Here is a 20,441-nt window from a genome sequence, read left to right as displayed (position 1 = left end):
TTCGCTGCTTGCCAACCGGCGGGCAGCAATCCCCTCTGTTAGTGACGGTTGCGCTCCTTATTTATTATCCTGTTAGCTGAATGAGTGCGCGTTATGCTGCTGTTTATCTTAGCCCTTTTCCCTCCACCCCGACTGGCGTAGCCCAGGCTGCGCCCGATCTCTGCTTTCTGACACCTATTACGCTGCGCTAATTTCGCGTCGCGCGAAATTCTGCACGCCCTTATTTCTGAATACAGGAGGGATATATGGACGATCCCCGAAGGTCACCTAATTAAATAACCCGGCAACGCCAGGTCTTCTCCGCATACCTTATTGAGTGTGCAGGATAACTATTGCTTTAAATCAGGGAGATGTCGAAATGAGCGACATGAAACTGGAACAGGTTGTGATCAAATCTGACGATCAGCGCACAACCAGGAAAAACAAAAAACTTTTTGCTATCGCCGGTGAAGCGGTCCAGCCGGTCGAGGTTACGCTGGCCAACCTGCGCAGCGACCGTGACGGACTGACTCACGCAGAAGCCGCAGCCCGTCTGACACAGTTCGGCCCGAATGAGGTGGCGCATGAAAAAGCCCCTCCGGCGCTGATTCAGCTGCTGATGGCCTTCAACAATCCGTTTATCTACGTATTACTGGTGCTGGCGCTGGTCAGCCTGTTTACCGACTATCTGCTGCCGCTGCGCGCCGGGGAAGAAACCGATCTTTCGGGGGTGATCATCATTTCCACCATGGTGCTGCTGAGCGGACTGCTGCGCTTCTGGCAGGAGTTTCGTACCAATCGTGCGGCGCAGGCGCTGAAGTCACTGGTGCGCAGCCAGGTCACAGTGCTGCGGCGTGATAGCGCCAGTGAAACTGCACAGCGTCACGACATTGATATGCGCGAACTGGTGCCGGGCGATGTCATTCTGCTGAGCACCGGCGATCAGGTGCCTGCCGATGTCCGGCTGCTGAGTTCTCGTAACCTGTTTATCAGCGAAGCGGTGCTGACCGGGGAATCCCTGCCGGTGGAGAAACAGAGCGGCAATATCACCGTCGATCCGCACGGTAAATCTGCCCAGGAGCTGCTGGCGCTCAATAACATCTGCCTGATGGGCACCAGCGTCGCCAGCGGCACGGCGAGCGCAGTGGTAGTGGCGACGGGCGGCGACAGCTGGTTTGGATCGCTGGCCGCCTCGCTGGTGGGCAGCCGGCCGCAGACCGCCTTTGATCGCGGGGTTAACAGCGTCAGCCGGCTGCTGATTCGTTTTATGCTGGTGATGGTGCCGGTGGTGCTGCTGCTTAACGGCTTCAGTAAAGGCGACTGGATGGATGCCACGCTGTTTGCACTGGCGGTGGCGGTCGGCTTAACCCCGGAAATGCTGCCGATGATTGTCAGCGCCAACCTGGCCAAAGGCGCGATTGCGATGGCGCGACGCAAAGTGATCGTTAAACGGCTGAACGCCATTCAGAACCTCGGCGCGATGGATGTGCTGTGCACCGACAAAACCGGCACACTGACCCAGGACACTATCCTGCTGGCGCACCACCTCAGCCCGATGGGAGAGGAAGATGGGCAGGTGCTGTTGCTGGGCTGGTTAAACAGCGGCAGCCAGAGCGGCGCGAAAAACCTGATGGATCGGGCGGTGCTGATGGCGGGCGACAAAGTGATCTCGCAGACCCGGCGCAGCCAGTTTCATCTGATTGATGAGCTGCCGTTCGACTTCACCCGCCGCCGGGTCTCGGTGCTGGTTGAAGATCTGGCGCGCCATCGCTCGCTGCTGATTTGCAAAGGCGCGGTGAAGGAGATGCTGGCGGTGAGCAGCGCGATTCGTCAGGGTGAGACGGTGGTTGCGCTGGATGAGCGGCAGCGGGCGGAACTGCTGGCGCTGACCGAACGCTACCATCAGCAGGGCTATCGGGTATTGCTGGTGGCGACGCGCGAAGGTGATTTGCACGCGCCGCTCAGCAACAGTGACGAGCGTGAGCTGACGCTGGAAGGGCTGCTGACCTTCCGCGATCCACCAAAAGCCAGTGCCGGCAAGGCGATTCAGGCACTGCGCGACAGCGGGGTAGCGGTTAAAGTGCTGACCGGCGATAACCCGCTGGTGACCCGGCGCGTCTGTCAGGATGTCGGGCTGAGCGATCCGGCGATGCTGACCGGCGACCAGATTGAGGCGATGGATGATGCGCAGCTGGCGCAGGAAGCGGAGCGTTGTACCCTGTTTGCTCAGCTGACGCCGCAGCAGAAATCACGCGTGGTGCGCCTGCTGCAACACAATGGCCATACTGTGGGTTTCCTTGGCGATGGTATCAACGATGCGCCGGCGCTGCGGGCGGCCGACACCGGAATTTCTGTTGATAGCGCGGCGGATGTGGCGAAAGCCTCGTCCGATATTATTCTGCTGGAGAAAGATCTGCAGGTGCTGGGTGAGGGCGTGCTGAAAGGACGGGAGACCTTTGGCAATATCATCAAGTATCTCAACATGACCGCCAGCTCAAACTTTGGCAACGTGTTCTCGCTGCTGATCGCCAGCGCCTTTATTCCGTTTCTGCCGATGCTGTCGATTCATCTGCTGATTCAGAACCTGATGTATGACGTCTCCCAGCTGGCACTGCCGTGGGACAAAGTAGACCGGGATTTTCTGCGTAAGCCACGCAAATGGGATGCCGGTAACATTAAACGCTTTATGTTATGGATGGGGCCAACCTCGTCGATTTTTGACGTCACCACCTTTGCGCTGATGTGGTTCATCTTCAGTGCCAACCACGCTGAGGTGCAGTCGCTGTTCCAGTCAGGCTGGTTTATTGAAGGTCTGCTGTCGCAGACGCTGGTGGTGCACATGCTGCGGACCCAGAAGATTCCGTTCATCCAGAGTCGCGCCACCTTACCGGTGATGCTGACCACCCTGACGGTAATGGTGCTGGGCATTCTGATTCCGTTCTCGCCGCTGGGCGCGATGGTCGGACTGGTGCCGCTGCCATGGCAGTACTTCCCGTGGCTGCTGCTGACGCTGTTCAGCTACTGCCTGGTGGCGCAGGGGATGAAGCGTTGGTATATCCGCCGTTTCGGCCAGTGGTTCTGAGGAGGCGATGATGAAAAATGGCCGGATCGATAAGGTGTTCGTCGGCGTAATGACCCTCGGTGTTGTGCTGATCATGCTGACGGTAATTCTGCGCTAAACAGCAGCCGCGGGAAGACTCGCGGCCTGCAGCAATCAAAAAGGCGGCTCAGAAGGCCGCCTTTACTGTTGATTCACGCCGCTTTCAGCGTTTACTGCTCGTCGCGTTCCCGGCTGGCGCGCTGGCGTTCGTAGTATTCATCTTCTGCGGTAATGATCTCATCCAGCAGCGAATCCATATCTACGTTGTGCTCTTCTTCAACGAACAGACCGGTGAGCGGCGTTTCAGGGGTTAATTTGCCGTCTTCATACAGCAGCCAGATCTCTTTGGCATAGCGCGTCTGCAACAGCTGCGGGGCGAACTGACCGTAGTAGGCGGTGATATTGTTAACGTCACGCCCGAACATCGATTCGGCATGGTTGTTCGCCGCGGCATCGACCGCCTGTGGCAGATCGATAATCACCGGACCGTCGGCATCAAGCAGCACGTTAAATTCTGACAAATCGCCGTGCACGATACCGGCACAAAGCATGCGCACGATATTGCGGATCATGGTGTGGAAATCAGCGATGGCGTCCGCTTCTGACAGGGTGACATCACTCAGCCGTGGCGCAACCGCGCCGTCTGCATCGGTCACCAGCTCCATCAGTAACACACCGTCAATGCACAGATAAGGCTGCGGCACGCGGACACCGGCGTTGGCGAGGCGGAACAGCGCATCCACTTCTGCCGTCTGCCACGACTCTTCCTGCTGCTTGCGACCGAATTTAGTACCTTTCTGCATCGCACGCGCGTTACGGGTGTTACGGGTTTTACGTCCTTCCTGATACTGCACTGCCTGCTTGAAGCTACGCTGGGTTGCCTCTTTATAGACTTTGGCGCACTGGATCTTGTCACCGCATAACACAGTGTAGACGTCAGCTTCCTTGCCACTTTTCAGTCGCTGGAGCACGTCGTCAATCAGGCCATCATCGACCAGAGGTTGGATTCTGTTTGGGATTTTCATGCGGCTTTATACCTTATTTCAGCCCCTTTTCGTATCAATAACACCAACGGCGATAATAGAAAAAAATTGGCAACGTCTGAAGGAAGTGACTAATTCTACCCTGGAAAAAGGTTTTAGGAAGGTGATCCTTTATTGACCGGCCAGCATTAGGCGAGTTTAAGCGGAGTCAGGCAATTTGACGGGCTGATTGATGACAATCGGTAAAACGCTTTACCGTCGGCGGGCAATCCTGACGCTATCGCTTTTTAATCAGAATCAGGATTAGCGGAACGAGCAACAGAGTACCCTGAAGAAAAGGCTATGACGAAATCCTGCGGCTGAATGGCAGGATTTCGACCAGCGTCACCGGGTTACTTCAGACCTTTGAGCAGTTTCACCGTGCTTTCGATGTCGATCTCATCTTCGGTGAAGATTAAGGTCGAACCCTGGAAGGTAGTGATAGCCAGCTTCTTCAGCGATCGCATTTCACCGGGCTTCACGTCTGATTTCGGTCGGATATTGCTTAACAGCACGCCTACCGACAGCACCGGATTCTCTTTATCGATGCGGGTGTCGACCGGCACTTCTTCGCTGTAGACCAGGTAAGATTTGATCGCGGTGATCTTGATGCGCTCGCCGGCGATAAAGATGTATTTGCTTTCCGGCACCACTTTCACCGCATAGGCCGACAGACCTTTGTTGTTGGTGGTGGGTTCAAAGGTGACGGCAGCGTCTTTCTTGATCAGATCAGGGTTGGCGACCTTAATCACATGAAAATAGCGGTTCTCACCGTTTTCATCTTTGATAAAACCAAAACCCTTATCTTTGAACCAGGTTGTGATTGTTCCGTTCATCGCCATTACCGCCTGTTTAATCGTTTATCTACTCAGTTTTTTACAGCGCGCAGTGTAAAGCACAATGCCTGCGCAGACTATATCAGTGTGGATGATAAATTTTGGTCTGTAAGAGAGCAAGCCGGTGAAGCAGCGCTAAACGGTGCCGGGATAATCGCGGGTCAGGCGTTGTGAAAAAGTTCACCACGCAGTTGCAAAGAGAAGGGACGTTGGCCTGGTCTGGACAGTACGCGGATAAGCGCTGCAGATGATGATACCGGTCGCATGATCCGGGCAGGTGAGGTCACCATCGTAACCTGCCGCCTGCCCGGCGCGTTCGGGTAAGGTTACTCGTTACCCCATTGGTTAAGGAAGGTCGCGATCTCATCGATACGCTCTGCATCGATGCCCGCTTCAGTGGCCATCTGCTGCTGCGATTCTTCACTGATCTCTTCATTGTTCATCAGACGGGTGATCAGTAACTGGAAGTAGTGCGCCAGCGGTGTGCGTTCTGCGTCGCTCACCGGCTTAGCGGATTCGGTCGCATACTCATCTGCGACGTCATAGTACTTGAGGGAAATATCGTTAGTCATAAAGAGTCCGCTAAGTTGAGGTTCCGTTCAGGTGCTGCCTGCGCTATGTGGCGCAGATAGCCGGGGTATTATTTCGTGTTTGGGTTGGGGCTGTAAAGGGGGAGGGCTACAGCGGGCATTGTTGAATTCATCAGTAACAACAGCCCGGTAAGCGACCTCACTTAAAGTCATGCGCGAATTAGTCTGGTTCCAGAATTGAAATTCTGCAGAGCAGAATAGCGCGATGAATTATGCGGATACGTTCTCAATCTGTTCCACTTTACACTCCGGATGAGCCTGCAGTCGCGCTAAAGCCTCGGCATAAGAGGGCATCGAATCAGCGGCACCAGCGCGTTCAACGCAGAGTGAGGCAAATGCCGCAGCGAACCGCGCCGCCTGCGGCAAATCGTCGCCGGAAGCGAGCCTGGCGGCGAGCGCGCCATTGAACGCGTCGCCGGCGCCGGTGGTGTCGCGCGGCTGTGCCGGAAATAGCGGAATGCGCTGCTGTTGCGAGGGCGTGGATAGCAGGGCGCCGGCAATGCCTAGCGTAATGATTACCTGTCGCGCACCCTTACGATGCAACACCTCGGCGGCACGGCGCGCGCTGGCAAAATCCGTTACCGTTACGCCACTGAGTTGAGTCGCTTCGGTGCTGTTCGGCGTCAGCAGGTCAATTTTTGCCAGCAGCGCATCGTTGATTTTCTGCCACGGTGCCGGATTGAGGATCACAAACGTGCCGCTGGCGCGGGCGTTATCAATCATGCGCTGAATAGCGTTGAGGTTATTCTCCAGTTGTACCAGCAGAATATCTGCTGCGGCTACCGTGGGCTGGCAGCGCGTAACCTCAGCGGCGGTCACGGTGGTATTGGCACCCGGATAGACTGAAATCATATTTTCGGCGTCGTCGCCTGCTACGTAAATCAGCGCGTTACCGGTGGGCTTCTCTTTACAGGTAAACAGCGTAATCGCGTCAAAGCCGGTTTTCTCCAGATGACGTCGCGCAAAGAGGCCAAAATCGTCATTGCCCACTTTACCGATGTAGTGCACCCGCGCACCGGCACGCAGTGCCGCCGTGGCCTGATTTGCACCTTTACCTCCCGCACCCATCATACTGTGGTGCGCCGTCAGCGACTCTCCCGGCAGCGGAAAGCGACGCATGACTGCAACAATATCGAGATTAAAGGAACCGAAAACACACACTTTTCCTTTCATCATAGGCTCCTGAACCGGCGTTCAGCGGCGAGACAGGCACCGCGACAGCCCGTATAGTCGGTTGAGTGGCTGAATATAATCTTCAGATTTTCGCGCGTGACCGGTGGCCGCAAATGCTGTTGAATCTGGTTGCGCAGCAGCGCCAGCGGAAAATCAGCCATCGCCAGCACGCCGCCGCCGAGGATCAGATACTCCGGATCGAGAATATTCATCTCGGTGGCGATCAGCTGAGCCAGCCGCCGCACAAACGCCTGCAAATCCGGTTGTTCGCCGTGGCGGGTAAACAGCGCTGATATGGGCGTGTCGGCGGCGTTCAGTGCCGCCCAGTGGCTCAGCCAGTGCCCCGACGTCAGCGTTTCCGCACAGCCGTGGTTGCCGCACGGGCAGGGGAGATCGTTTCCCGCTACCGGCACATGCCCCAGTTCGCCCGCGCCGCCGTGCTCGCCGTGATAAAAGCGGCCATTCAGCCACAGACTGTTGCCCATCCCGGTGCCGGGGTAGAGGCCCACTGCGTTATCCGGCAGCTGCTCCAGCTGCAGCAGATCCCACAACATAAGATGGTTAACATCTTTGTCCATCGCCACTGGCATACTGAGTTGAGCTGCCAGGCGTGCCGCCACTGGCTGATGATCCAGCGCCTGAATAAAGGGCAGCGAGATCACCTGCTTTCTGTCGCGGCTGAGGATACCCGGCAGACCCAGCATAATGCCGCTGACCGGCTGCTGCTCCAGCGTCTCATCAATGAGCTGGCCAAGCGCCAGCAGCGCGTCAGGCTGCTGCGCCCAGCTGGCGGTAGGCACCTTGCGAAAGCTGCTCCAGACGCCTCCCTCTTCCATCAGCTGCAGCCGGGTACCGGTGCCGCCAATGTCGATACCAAGCCAGCGTGATCTCATGCGGACACCTGCGCCAGCCCCTGGGCCTCATCAATGCTGTCGCGCATCATCTCCCACGCGGTGGCTAAATCGTCATGGATGTTAAACAGGCCGGAGGTGCCGACAATCAGCACTTCGGCGCCTGCGCCGATCAGCGGGTTATAGGTGCGGGTATTGCAGGAGCCGTCAATCTCAATCAGATAGTGATAGCTGTGCTGTTGCTTCAGCGCTTTCAGCTCGCGTACCTTTTCAACCATCTCCGGAATAAAGGGCTGGCCGGCGTAGCCAGGATCCACCGTCATCACGGTGATCTTATCGAGCAGATGAATATAATGCTGAATGTAGGAAACCGGCGTGGCAGGATTCAGCACCACGCCCACTTTTTTCCCGAAGCTACGGATCAGGTTAATGACGCGAAATGCATCTCGGTTAATGGTCTCAGCGTGCGGACAGATAAAGTCAGCCCCTGCTTTTGCGACCGCCTCGATAAAATCAGTCGGCTCTTCCACCATCAAATGCACGTCGATCGCCACACGGGTATAAGGACGGATCTGCTCAATAAAGAAGGGGGAGAGCGTAATGTTTTTTACGTAGTGACCATCCATGATATCCACGTGAAGAAAGTCAGCGCGCGAGTCGAGAACCTGCAGCTGGTGCTTGATCTCCATCAGGTTCATACACATCAGTGACGGGGAGATTTGAGTACGCATCATACTTCCTTCTTTTCAGTCAGAGGATTAAGCACCGCGGCCAGCTTGCTGAGCTTTACTGCACGGTGTTCGTTGAATCGGGTTTTGAATTGTTTAAAAGCGAGTACCACAATCAGCACTGCCCCCCACATCGCCAGACTGACGTGCTGGCTGATGTTCATCAGATTGAAACCGGTGGAAAGCACCTGTAGCGCAATCAGTGCCAGCACCACGCCCGTGACGCGTCCGAAGCCGCCGTTGGGATCCGTGCCGCCAAGAATAATCGCCAGCACCGTCAGCAGCAGATAGGCGTCGCCGTAGCCCATGCGCGCGGAGTTAAAGCGCGCCATCATAATCAGGCCCGCCAGGACGCAGAGCAGGCTGGAGATCACGTAAACCAGCATCACCATGCGATGGGTATTGATGCCGCTGAACCAGGTAGCGTTGATGTTGCTGCCGCCCATGTAGATACATTTACCGGCGCGGGTTTTACCGAGAAACAGCGCCAGCAGCGCGGCGGCAATCAGGAACACCCAGAGCGGCAGCGGCATACCGAGCAACGTGTCCGCACCCAGTGCCTGCACCACCGGCGGCATACCGCTAATGGCGGCACCTTTGGTCAGCCAGATTCCAACGCCGTTTAGCGTCATCATCGTTGCCAGCGTTACCAGAATCGGGTGTGCGCCGATTCGCGTCACCATCAGACCCGTCACCACACCGATCGCGGCGGCGATCAGCATGGCGCCAATGATGGCGATAAACAGCCAGAGCAGCTGCAACGCCATGCCGGCATTGGCGGGCAGCGCGCTCATCAGCGTCCAGGCGACAAACAGTGCCGTGAGGTTAGCGGTAGCGATAATGGCAAGGTTCAGGCCGCCGCTGAGAATGGCGATAAACATCGCCAGCGTGAGTAAACCCAGTTCCGGCAGCTGAAACGCCATACTCATAAAGGTTGAGTCGGTCAGGAAGCGACCCGGTAACATTAGCGTAAAGGTGGCAAGCGCCAGCGCGATAAGCAGCATCAGGCCGATGTTGGTGCCGTCTGGGCGCAGTGCAGTCAGTGATTTCATCATCAGTGCCCTCTGTCACACGAAACTGACATCAGTTTCTTTGCGTTTTTTGTAGTGCGTCACGGCGATCGCAATCATGATGGTGCCGCCTACCACGATGTTCATGAAGTAATTCGATACCCCCACCAGGTTGAGGCCGTTCTTCAGAATGGCGATCAGGAAAACGCCCATCAGCGTGCCGCTGACTGTGCCTTTGCCACCCATCAGACTGGCTCCGCCCAGCACCGTAGCCGCCAGCACATCAAGTTCGCCGCCAACCAGCGCATTGGGAACGACTTCTCCCATACGATAGACTTGCACCAGCCCGCCAATCGCCGCCATTGCGCCCAGCCAGCCGTAGGCGAAAACGTGGATCAGGCCGACGCGGATACCAATACGGCGCGCAGACTCCGCATCACCCCCCACGGCATAGAGCTGGCGTCCGAGGTTGGTTTTGTTCAGCAGTAAGGCAGTAATGGCGGCAATCAGCAGCATAGTGGCCAGCGGCAGGCCGACCTGAAAGCTCTCCCCCTGCCAGCTGAACGGCAGTACATTGCGCAGCGTGATCCACCACTCCGGCAGTGAGTAGAGGCTACGACCACCGGTGACCCACATCAGTAGCCCGAACAGCAGCGACTGCATGCTAATGGTGATGATGATGGAGACCACCCGCAGCGTGGTGATCAGTAACGCGTTTATCACCCCGAACAGCGTGCCGCACACCACTGCCAGCAAAATGCTGAGCAGTGCATTATCGAACTGGTACTGTACAAACAGTGATGCGAGCAGGTACTGCACCACTGAGGCGACTGCCGCGAAGGAGATATCGATACCGCCGGTAACCAGCACGACAAACAGACCTAGCGCAAAGATGCCGGTGACCGCGTAGCTCTCCGCCAGATCCAGCAGATTCTGCATGGTAAGAAACTGCTCGCTGGCAACCGAGAAAAACAGAATGAACGCCAGTAGCACCCAGGCGAGCCAACCCTGACTGGAGCGCGGACGAAAACGAGAAAAGTCAGGCATTGATCACCTCCGCCAGCTGCTGCTGCTCGACGCTATCGGGTTGATACTCGGCATGGATCGTGCCATTACGGAAATGCAGAATGCGGTCGCAGTTGTACCAGACCTCTGGCACCTCATCGGAAATCAGAATGATCGATAGCCCCTCTTTTGCCAGCTCGTGGATCAACTGGTAAATACTGGCTTTTGCACCTACATCTACGCCGACGGTGGGTGAGTCGAGGATCAGAATGCGCGGCTGCGTCAGCACCCATTTCGCCAGCACAATTTTCTGCTGATTACCGCCGGAAAGCGTGGAGATAGCGAGATTTGGATCGGCGACGCGGACGCCAAGCTGCTGAATCCACTGCAGGATCAGCTTGTTTTTACGGTATTCATCAATCAGATGAAACCGGTTTTGCAGCTTGTCGAGGATGGGCAGCACCATGTTGTCTGCCACCGACTGCTGCTGCACCAGGCCCAGCGTCAGACGATCTTCCGACACGTAGCCGATACCCGCTTTGATCGCATCTTCATGACCACGAAAGCGCACCGGCTTACTGTCGAGCCAGATTTTACCGCTGTCGGGACGTGTCATGCCAAACAGCGATAGCGCCAGTTCAGTGCGCCCGGAACCGAGCAGGCCGCACAGCCCGAGCACCTCGCCTTCATACAGTTTAAAATTGACGTCGTGATACTGGCCGGCGCGGGTTAAATTTTCTATCTCCAGAATGGCGCGATTGCCGTTGCGCGTCGGCGCTTTCAGCTGGTAGTCGAGTTTCAGGCCGGTCATCAGCTCTGTCAGGTGGTGCGGTGTCATCTCGCGCGCGGGCCAGCAGCCCATTTTGTGTCCGTCGCGAATCACCGTAACGCGGTCAGAGATCTCCAGCACCTCATCCAACCGGTGGCTGACAAATACCACGCAGATATTTTTATCTTTAAGGTAGCGCACGGTTCGCAGCAGTTGATTCACCTCGGTGCGGGTCAGGGAGGCGGTCGGCTCATCCATGATCACCAGTCGTGCATCGGCGACCAGCGCACGGCAGATCGCCACCTGCTGCCGCTGAGCAATAGAGAGCGCGGCGACCTTCTCATCCAGATCGAGATCAAACTTCAGTTCGGTAACAATGCTGTGCGCGCTTTCACGCAGGCGTGCGCTGTGGTGCCATCGCAGCAGGCCATTGAGGTTATGCTCGAAGGCGATATTCTCTGCCACACTGAGATTGGGAAACAGCGACAGATCCTGATAAATCACCTGGATACCGAAGTCCCGCGCCTGTCGGGTTGTGAGGCGTGGCTGCGGCAGGCCGTCGCCCAGTGTGATGCAACTGCCACTGTCCGGGGCGTGTACCCCTGAGATAACCTTGATCAGCGTGCTCTTGCCGCAGCCGTTGGTACCAGCGAGACAGTGCACTTCGCCTGCCAGTAAGGTCAGTGAGATATCGCTCAGTGCGCGGTTGCCACCAAATGTTTTCGACAGATTCTCGAGCACAAGCAGTGTCTGTGGAGTGACCTCTTGCATATCAGAGCCCCATTTTTACCAGTTTTGGCAGATTTTCTTTATCCAGGCTCTCTGTGTTGTTACCGAGAATGGTGTGCGTGGCTTCATCCACTTTTACTTTGCCCAGCCCTTCAATCGTTATGCCGTCAGTAATGGGCTCTTTCTTATGCATCATGTCTGCGATACGCACAAAGACTTCGCCCGCAGTCTGCGGATTCCAGATGTAGCCGCCTTTAATGGCGTTACGCTGCACCAGGGAGGCACCTTGTCCCGGACTGAATGAGCCGATCACGCACACCTGGTCGATTTTTTTACGGTTCATGACCGCACGCCCGGCGCCAATCGGTCCCTGTGAACCAAACGCCATGATCCCTTTCAGATCGGGATATTTGGACATCAGCTCATTGGTGGTGCGAATGGAGTCATCCAGCGATTCGCCGACGCCAAATTTGTCGATCACCAGCTGCATTTTGGGATAGTGCTCTTTTTGATAATTGAGTGCAGCGTCGGTCCACTGTTGATGCAGTGGCACCGTCAGGCTGCCAACATACATGGCGTATTTGCCTTCGTCGTTCATGCACTTCGCCAGCGCTTTCATATGGTTAATGCCATGCGTAGCCGCATCGACCAGTTCGAAATCCCAGTTGGCGCCCTGCTGGCCGGGTGACTCATGGGTGATGACTTCGATGCCAGCATTGCGCGCCCGTTTCAATACCGGCTCCAGCACTTTTGGATCGTTCGGTACGACGCCGATGATATCGACTTTCTGCGCAATCAAATCTTCGATGGCGCGCACCTGTAGTGCCGGATCAGCCGCGGTGGGCCCTACCATCCACGCATCAATTCCGCGCTTCGCTGCTTCACTTTTAATTCCTGCTTCCATGGCATTAAACCAGGGAATACCGCCAATTTTGACCACAATACCCATACGCAATTTGTCAGCGGCTTGCGCACCGGTGGCGGCAAAGAGGGCAAGCAGAGAGCAGGCGATAAGATGCTTTTTCATACAGACTCCTGATTAGTTTTTAATTAGCTGCATGGACTGAAAACGCTGAGAACAAACGATAACGTTAACGCCATTCCACGCCAGTTCCTGTTCCAGTTCTTTATCTTTTAATTGGTCAGTAATAAGAAAATCGACGTCGCGGTAATGGCATATACGGGCAAAAGAGGGCCGCAGAAATTTACTGCCATCCATTAAAAGATGTTTTCTTTCAGCGGCCAGCAGCATCTGCTGCTTCAGATGTGCATTATTTTCATTACCTTCGCGCAAATATCCGTCGTTACCCAGACTGCTACAGGAAAAAAATATTTTATTTATCTGAAATTCGCGCAGCGGCTGCTCAGCCACCACGCCGTGAAAATCTTCATCCCGATCGGAATATTCACCGCCCAGACAGATAGTGCGAATACTGCCGCGTGCCGCCAGCGTCTGCACGATGCGCAGAGAATTGGTTAATACCGTTAATTCAATGTCGGGCAGCTGTCGCGCCAGATACCAGCAGGAAGTACTGCTATCCAGCAAAATACAGTCACCGGGACTGATAAAGTCGAGCGCGCGTTTGGCAATCATCATCTTGGCATCAACGTGCTCATTAATACGCTGACGAAACGATAATTCGTTATGGTCTTCATTAGCCGTTCTGCTATTTCCCTGAATGCTGGCGCTCTGTTTTTTTATCAGAACGGCGCCGCCATGGCTGCGTTGCAATAATCCTCGCTTTTCCAGCTGGTTTAAATCACGGCGAATAGTTTCCTGTGAAACCTGACATAATGTGACCAGCTCTGAAGCAATTACACGACCATTTATATTAAGTTCATTAATAATTCTTTGCTGTCTTTCAATCGGCAACATACTTATCCTCCGATGACTATAAATTACTGGAAGCGAACACGGGAAAATGTGGACTGGGCAGGAGTCCACGTGGGTAAATAGGGCTGGCTTTTATTAAGTGATAGAGTCGAAATATTTTATGCAAAGTAGTGCAATGCATTGCATGTAAAAGTGATCTTCCTCACGTATTTTGCTTCTCCAGGCTGGTGGCGAGTACAAACAGGGTTAACAAACTATATAGGCATCGTTGCTGTGACGTGACTGTTTATGACCGTTTGTGTGGATTTGACCGTTTAAACTCAGCCTTTGGCTCTCCTGGGCATCGAAGTAAGCCACTTCAGGTGGCAAACAGTTTCTGGTGCGACTCTGGCCTGAACTGGTTGAATTGCTTTAACCAGGTGTGAGCCTTGATCTCAGTAACACTGATATCACCTATTGCCGGAAATACATCTTTCTCAAGCGAGCGCCAGATATCCTCTGCGTAGTCTTCGGTCACGCTGGCTTTCTTGACATTCCACCAATGCTCCGCAACTAACAGGAAAGTGTTGGTTTTGTACTCTTGAGAATTTCTCACCTGTTCTTTCTGATGTTCCTGAGCATCAATATCTTTCGCCAGCAGTGCTCGGGATTCCGCTCTGAGTTTACGCACATCAGAAAGTGAGACGGCAGGGTAGGCACCGAAGCTTTGCTTGGTTCGCTGCTTTGTCAGAGGTCGATAGTAACGGAACTGCCAGAGCTTACTGATCCTACCCGCGAATAGTGGACACAGGAATAAAATTATTATTTTCGAGGGTTTAATTCAAAACCTAAAGATAACAGGTAAATTGAATTTTTTAAAAATATAGTATTCCTAAAAATATAGGGGGGTATGTCTCCTTCTACAAAATACGTATATTAAATGTAGAAACTGAAATGATAATTTTATTAAATAAAGCAAAAAATAAATATTTAACATGGTGGAACAAAAAACTATAGGAGCAAGTCGTTTTGATTGTCCTTGTTCCGATTGTATATGGATTTTGGTTAATAATAAAATCTGGTGAGTTAATGGCTTAATTCTAAAAGTTCTTTTTTTATGCTGAGAGTTATTTACGTTCTTAACGGAGTTTAATATGAGTGCTAATAATATAGCAATAATTGCAATGCAGGCGAAGATAACGTATTTCTTCGCTTTTAATTGATTTTAAAATGTGAGCTTTTCGATATTTCACTATGATAAAAAAGAATGCAACTATTAAAATAAACTTCCCAGATTAAGTGGTTTTAAATAAAGAAATTAAAATACTCTGCATATAGCCCTAACTTATTGATGAAATCCATAACTACCCCCTCTCATTAACATGTTGTATTTATATCAGTCATAAAGCCACTTTCCTGCTTTCGCTGATTCGGAAAACATTCTGATTGTTAAAGGTTTACGAGTTCGTTCTACATCTTTCCGTTTTAATTTAAACCATCTTGTAAGCAGTGGAGTATTCTCCCAAGGGAAATAATACGCCCATTTAACCTGTGATAAATCCACATTAAATTTTTTTTCAAATTTATCTAAAGCTTCATGCAGGTCATCGCCTGGAGCTTCAAATAAATCAGAGTCAAGTTCTAAAGGAATTTCTTTCCAATTGCTGTCTAAATATCCGGGGATCTCTTCACGGAAGAGTGTTAACACCTCTTGCTGAATTGTATCCATCAAAAGGATGTCCATTGTATACGATCTTTAGGGCGTGCTATTAGGTTGTATTTTGCCTGGGTTTTCCTTGATACCTGGTAAATTGAATTCACAAGACCAACCCATCCTAACCACGGAACATATCGTGCTATGACTGCGGCAAGATTATTTGTTTTTCGCATTCTTACACCAACTGGTGTAGGAACTCTGATACCAAAAGGAGTTCGTGCATTTCGTAAAAGTATTCTCCCATATCTGGAAATAACACTTGTCCCTTTGATTGCCTCTCCCGGTTTCGTTCTGGTTTTTAACCAGGGTTGACCAGCGAGGATAGCAGCACCTGACTCAATGCCAATCTCAGGTTCATCACAAAATTGCTCAAGGAAAATTACATCAAATAGTTCACCTGCTGACAGGTTCAATTGTCCGTGGTAGAAGTAGGTTCCGTTTAATTTTTCTGTCGTATCCATTCAATCACCTGTCAGGCTGTTTGCCGTTCATTCCAGGCATCGGTGAAAATTATGTTTCCATCACAATGCTTCCAGGTGATTTTCTCATACCTTAGCTCCACAGATTCAAGATGGTTGTTGTTCTTGTCTTCTGGGGAAGCCATTGTAGGGGAGATTGATACGATCCGAACTCCTTCAAGTAGCATGTTGAAGTATTCCACTTCCTGACCAGCATCGTTGATTTTGTACCATTTGATCTCAGCAGATTTCAGGTTTTAACCAGTAGCAACGGCTTTGTATAGGTATGGGCTGGAATAGTCGAATTCTTTTACGATGATCATTGGAGAATGCTGACGAGTGCCAGTAGGTTTGCCAGTGGCATTATCAGTGGGAATGGAGAGATTATGGTGAAACCCCTTAAACTCTATACTGAACTCCCTGTCTGCAACATCACAGCCACCTTTAATTAGTGCTCCGCCATCGTCATAGAGCCACATATTACCGGGAATAGCCATGTTCTGTTTTCCTTATGTCGTTGTAAATCCCTGTAAATAGTGTATCTACTGAGTGAAGGTGAGTAAATAACCAATGTGTTGTTTTTTTGTTCTCTGGAGAGTTAGCTATCTGCTTCTAACTAACCGTACCCACATTTCCCAAAATGTATCCTGAATCGCCACGGGTTTAACAGACACCTCAGAGTCATTAAAGATGACCTGAAGAGAGGTGCCCATGAGCGGTAAGCGTTACCCCGAAGAGTTTAAAATTAAAGCAGTCAGACAGGTTGTTGATCGCGTTCATTCTGTTTCCAGCGTTGCAACAAGTCTTGATATTACCACCCACAGCCTTTACGCCTGGATAAAGAAATACGATCCGGACTCATCGACTAATAAAGAACAGTCAGATGCTCAGGCCGGGATCCGCCGTCTCCAGAAAGAGCTGAAGCGGGTTAACGACGAACGGGGCATATTAAAAACAGCCGCGGCGTATTCCGCAAAGCTGTCCGACTGAGGTACGCCTCTATCCGTGACAACACCTGTTGCTGGCCTGTTCGCCTGCTCTGTCGGGTGCTGGATGTTCATCCCGGTGGCTTTTACGCCTGGCTTCAGCAGCCGCATTCACAACGTCATCAGACAGCTCTGAGACTGATGGGACAAATCAAACAGTTCTGGCTTGAGTCAGGCTGCGTGTATGGTTATCGCAAGATCCATCAGGATCTGCGTGACACCGGGCAACAGTGCGGAGTAAACCGGGTCTGGCGGCTGATGAAGCGTGCCGGAATAAAAGCTCAGGTCGGGTACCGGAGCCCTCGGGCACGTAAAGGTGAAGCCAGCATAGGGGCACCCAACAGGCTCAATCGGCAGTTCAATCCGGATGCTCCGGATGAGCGTTGGGTAACGGACATAACCTAGATCAGGACCCACGAAGGCTGGCTGTATCTGGCCGTGGTTATTGATATGTTCTCACGCAAAATTATCGGCTGGTCCATGCAATCCCGGATGACAAAGGACTTTGTCCTGAATGCACTGCTGATGGCTATATGGCGGCGTAATCCCCAAAAACAGGTGCTGGTTCACCCGGACCAGGGCGGTCAGTACACAAGCCATGAGTGGCAGTCGTTCCTGAAATCACACGGCCTGGAGGGCAGCATGAGCCGTCGCGGTAACTACCACGATAATGCGGTTGCAGAAAGCTTTTTCCAGTTGTTGAAACGCGAACGATAAAGAGAAAGATCTATGGAACGCGGGAAGAAGCCTGCAGTGATGTTTTTGATTACATCGAAATGTTTTATAACAGTAAGAGTCGGCATTGTTCTGGCGATCAGATGTTACCGGCAGAATATTAAATCCAGTATTATCAACGGCTTGTAAGTTTCTGGATTATCCGTGGCGATTCAGTCAGTGTATTAATGAGATATTCATTTTTAATAGATTGTGGTGATGAACATGACTGGGGTGTTGTGATGAGCGAGATAGATATCAAGGGTGATGAGGCTCTGGTTAAACTGCTGCTGAACGCGGATAAAGGCGATATAGATCTGCTGATTGATTACATCACCAACACGGGTAAGTTTGGTTTTTCCATGTCGAACAGCGTCAGGAAAGTATTGCAGGACGCCAAACTTTACGATGAGCCCGATGATGAAACATTGCGTCTGCTTGTACGAGAGTTACAGTATTTTGGTGGTAATACATTCGTGAATCTGTTTCGTCGCAATGGTTTTAGCTATAGCGAAATTGTAGATGACGTTGCTGCACGTCTGAAAATTAAAGCCCCTATCGCTGCCTCCGTAGCAGAAAAAGAAGCGCTGATTATTGACAGTGTGTTTGCCTCGACATGGCAAAAAATGTCGGATGATGAACGTAACCAGATCCTGCGTGATATGGACATTAGCTCTCTGGTCAGTAAGGATATCCCGGTCTGGCAGAAAGCAGCATTAGTCGCCAACGGTCTTGCACAAACTACAGCAGGTAAGGTATTACCTTTAATTGCAGGACTTGGGATCGGGCGTGTTTTGGGCGTTTTAACGGGGCCGGTTGGCCTGGCTATTACAGGTCTGTATACCGCCTATGATATCTCTAATCCGGCATTTCGAGTGACACTGCCCTGCGTGGTACAAATAGCCTGGATTCGCTTAAAAAATTCCCGCCAGTTCCGACTTGCCAGCCAATCAACAGCATCCACAATGTCAGCTTTCACCTACGATCAGCGCTGGGGTTTTGGATATGATGTTAACCAACCTGCGCTTACGGTTTCGGCAATTCAACCTTCACAAATTACTAGCACGGCAGCGATGCAGCAACAGAGCATTACCGCTATTTCACGCCTGAGTCCGCTGCTGCAGATGCTACCCTCGCTGGCTACGTCTGCACACATTTCCAGTCATCAATATATGGAAGTCATCATCAATGGCTCTCTGGCGAATGTAAAAGACGGCACAGGGTTTCGTGGATTCAGTATGGGTGTAAAAGGGATCAAAGAGCATGCCGTTCTGCTGAATCCTGACAGGCTCCTTCAACTTGTTAACGCTGGTTTATTGTTAAATGTGGCGTCTGCTGTGTTAGCGCAAAAGCATCTGGCAGATATCAGCAAAAAATTGACGGAGATTATCGAGGCGGTACGTGAAGTCTCAGCATTTCAGACCAATGCACGTAAGTCGGAGATCATTGGAGCCATTCAATATTTGCAGCAAATTACCCCTGTGGTACTTGAAGGGGAATGCTCTCCTGCAATACGTCAAAAACTCGAGGATATAGAAGTTCATTTTTCCGGCGTGCAGGCACACTTGCTAACTGATATTTCTAATGCTGGCGACAACATTTTGAAGCTTAGAGACCGTGGGCTCTTTGGCAGTACGGATATTACAAATAAGATCCAAACCGAACAAAAGATTCTTAATGAACGAATCCATGAATGGGACCTGGCAATGAAGGTTCGTGCGCAAGCGTTGCATCTACTGACCCGTACCGAAGGGAACACAAAACTCGTTAGTCAGCGCCAGCAAACCATTGTTCAGAACTATCAGCAGTTTGAGAATATTATTGACAAAGTTGAGCGTCAGTTAGAACAGAGAATACAAAACATCACTGCGTTGGCAGAACAAAGCAATACCACCAATGCTAATAAATTATTGCTGCGGAAATGGACAACAACCACCTTATTGCCACAAAAGGTAGCAATTGAAGAGACACAAATGTCTTTTGATAAATTTCAACAAGTGTTGTTATCTGAGCAACCACAATCGGCACGTTTACTGGTGGAACTGCAGGATGGTAAACCAGTGAAGTGTTTTGAATTGCCGCTGGCGTAAGTCATTCACCTTCATCAGAATGAGTAATCTAATGGAAGAATGCATTACTTCGATGATTGAGTAGATACTGGCATTTCTTCAACTATCTCCGAAAAATGGAGCAGATAAACGTGTATCTTATGTCACTGAAGCCGGGGCATGTCTGGGCCTGTCAATAGACTAAAAAGGTTCGGATTTAATTAGTTCTCTTCGGACTTCGCGGGACAAATTGAGGGCACAAAAAAGCCCGCAAGGCTTGTGCCGTGCGGGCTTTCAGGACTTCAGCGGATACATATGGTAATCGCCGAGGAATATTTTTGGGCTGGCGGAATCTGAATAAGTATCGCAAGATTATGAAAATAATTGTTTTTAGCCAATTCAACTTTTGTACGTGTACCTAAGCGTGTACCAATTATTGGATCTCACACCCCTTAACGGCATGGCAAGGATAACGAATGCCCGGCGCTAAACCCAAAATAAAATGATTTTGGGGAAAAGTGTTCACACTGTTCACTTTTGGTTTTTGTTTATTAAATTCATGGCGTTAAATAGTGAACGGTTTGTGGTGTGATGCACGCTAGTGTGCAATTTTGGTGATCGCTTTAGCCAAGATGACAAAAAGCTACCTAAGCCACTATGCGTAATGAGATAGGCGCTACTATTGTCAATGGTCCGCTTTGTGCCAGAAGCGGATATTGCTTACATCGTGCTATATTAGTTTACTGGAAGCAGGTCTGGATGAGATGACCCCGAGGTCGTGACGGTACTTAGAGATGGATTGACGCACGTATGCTATGAAAAGGTTTTAGCATAAACGTTGAACATGACGAATTCTGTTTTGATAACTCGACCATCTTAGGCAAACAAAATCAAAGGCGATAGTGTGGTTTAA

16 protein-coding genes and 3 pseudogenes are annotated in these 20,441 nt (G+C 51.6%); 4 read left to right on the top strand and 15 right to left on the bottom strand.

Translation table 11 applies throughout. The features are described from left to right. The first annotated feature begins 358 nt into the window (after positions 1-358). Both mgtA and mgtU read left to right on the top strand, forming a co-directional pair. Positions 359-3,061 carry a magnesium-translocating P-type ATPase gene (mgtA, locus tag AC6I8I_RS14630; RefSeq protein WP_312759098.1) on the top strand — a complete coding sequence of 901 codons (2,703 nt, stop codon included), beginning with the start codon at positions 359-361 and terminating at the stop codon, positions 3,059-3,061. Positions 3,062-3,068: 7 nt separating this feature from the next. Next, on the top strand, positions 3,069-3,158 hold the full coding sequence (gene mgtU / locus AC6I8I_RS14625) for a magnesium transporter protection protein MgtU (RefSeq protein WP_312055182.1): 90 nt from the start codon (positions 3,069-3,071) through the stop codon (positions 3,156-3,158). 91 nt (positions 3,159-3,249) lie between these two features. On the opposite strand, the gene AC6I8I_RS14620 is transcribed toward mgtU, so the two are convergent. The 15 genes and pseudogenes from AC6I8I_RS14620 to AC6I8I_RS14550 form a co-directional block, all read right to left on the bottom strand. Next, positions 3,250-4,104, bottom strand: a complete 855-nt coding sequence (locus AC6I8I_RS14620) for a PA4780 family RIO1-like protein kinase (RefSeq protein WP_497828007.1) — start codon at positions 4,102-4,104, stop codon at positions 3,250-3,252. Between the two features lie 350 nt (positions 4,105-4,454). Then, the gene (locus AC6I8I_RS14615) at positions 4,455-4,943 is read right to left on the bottom strand and encodes a cold-shock protein (protein ID WP_031378050.1); all 489 of its coding nucleotides are present in this window, start codon (positions 4,941-4,943) and stop codon (positions 4,455-4,457) included. A gap of 320 nt (positions 4,944-5,263) precedes the next feature. Next, on the bottom strand, positions 5,264-5,509 hold the full coding sequence (locus tag AC6I8I_RS14610) for a YmjA family protein (protein ID WP_497828006.1): 246 nt from the start codon (positions 5,507-5,509) through the stop codon (positions 5,264-5,266). 228 nt (positions 5,510-5,737) lie between these two features. Continuing rightward, the gene (locus AC6I8I_RS14605) at positions 5,738-6,700 is read right to left on the bottom strand and encodes a ribokinase (protein WP_497828668.1); all 963 of its coding nucleotides are present in this window, start codon (positions 6,698-6,700) and stop codon (positions 5,738-5,740) included. After that, positions 6,700-7,593: an allose kinase gene (gene alsK, locus AC6I8I_RS14600; RefSeq protein WP_031376605.1), complete on the bottom strand. Its 894-nt coding sequence runs from the start codon at positions 7,591-7,593 to the stop codon at positions 6,700-6,702. Before alsK ends, AC6I8I_RS14605 begins: the two co-directional genes overlap by 1 nt. Continuing rightward, on the bottom strand, positions 7,590-8,282 hold the full coding sequence (alsE, locus tag AC6I8I_RS14595) for a D-allulose 6-phosphate 3-epimerase (protein ID WP_031376606.1): 693 nt from the start codon (positions 8,280-8,282) through the stop codon (positions 7,590-7,592). Before alsE ends, alsK begins: the two co-directional genes overlap by 4 nt. Beyond that, positions 8,282-9,331, bottom strand: coding sequence for an ABC transporter permease (locus AC6I8I_RS14590; protein ID WP_031376607.1), 1,050 nt, complete (start codon positions 9,329-9,331; stop codon positions 8,282-8,284). Before AC6I8I_RS14590 ends, alsE begins: the two co-directional genes overlap by 1 nt. Before the next feature lie 15 nt (positions 9,332-9,346). Further along, positions 9,347-10,336: an ABC transporter permease gene (locus AC6I8I_RS14585; protein WP_312759095.1), complete on the bottom strand. Its 990-nt coding sequence runs from the start codon at positions 10,334-10,336 to the stop codon at positions 9,347-9,349. Further along, entirely contained in the window at positions 10,329-11,834 is a 1,506-nt protein-coding gene (locus AC6I8I_RS14580) for a sugar ABC transporter ATP-binding protein (RefSeq protein ID WP_256150930.1), read from the bottom strand. Before AC6I8I_RS14580 ends, AC6I8I_RS14585 begins: the two co-directional genes overlap by 8 nt. Position 11,835: 1 nt before the next feature. Beyond that, complete coding sequence (locus tag AC6I8I_RS14575) at positions 11,836-12,819, bottom strand: substrate-binding domain-containing protein (protein ID WP_312055179.1); 984 nt, start codon at positions 12,817-12,819, stop codon at positions 11,836-11,838. Positions 12,820-12,831: 12 nt separating this feature from the next. Then, positions 12,832-13,668 (bottom strand): DeoR/GlpR family DNA-binding transcription regulator, encoded by an 837-nt coding sequence (locus tag AC6I8I_RS14570; protein ID WP_312055178.1) that lies wholly within the window; start codon positions 13,666-13,668, stop codon positions 12,832-12,834. Positions 13,669-13,985: 317 nt separating this feature from the next. Beyond that, positions 13,986-14,389: pseudogene (locus AC6I8I_RS14565) on the bottom strand (phage integrase central domain-containing protein); the annotation flags it as partial. Positions 14,390-15,001: 612 nt separating this feature from the next. Further along, the gene (locus AC6I8I_RS14560; RefSeq protein ID WP_312055177.1) at positions 15,002-15,349 is read right to left on the bottom strand and encodes a DUF1493 family protein; all 348 of its coding nucleotides are present in this window, start codon (positions 15,347-15,349) and stop codon (positions 15,002-15,004) included. Continuing rightward, positions 15,334-15,783: an STM2901 family protein gene (locus AC6I8I_RS14555; RefSeq protein WP_312055176.1), complete on the bottom strand. Its 450-nt coding sequence runs from the start codon at positions 15,781-15,783 to the stop codon at positions 15,334-15,336. The genes AC6I8I_RS14560 and AC6I8I_RS14555 overlap by 16 nt, the downstream gene beginning before the upstream one ends. Before the next feature lie 11 nt (positions 15,784-15,794). Further along, positions 15,795-16,277 (bottom strand): annotated as a pseudogene (locus AC6I8I_RS14550) (Hcp family type VI secretion system effector). Positions 16,278-16,491: 214 nt separating this feature from the next. Here AC6I8I_RS14550 and AC6I8I_RS14545 point away from each other — a divergent pair. Next, positions 16,492-17,605, top strand: a pseudogene (locus AC6I8I_RS14545) (IS3 family transposase). A 117-nt stretch (positions 17,606-17,722) separates the two neighbouring features. Further along, a complete protein-coding gene (locus tag AC6I8I_RS14540; RefSeq protein ID WP_497828005.1) occupies positions 17,723-19,570 on the top strand; it encodes a YaaW family protein in 1,848 nt (615 codons plus the stop codon). Positions 19,571-20,441 lie beyond the last annotated feature (871 nt).

Source organism: Pantoea sp. X-Soil-YNGN-775 (assembly GCF_059730575.1).
This window is presented reverse-complemented; position numbering and strand designations above follow the sequence as displayed.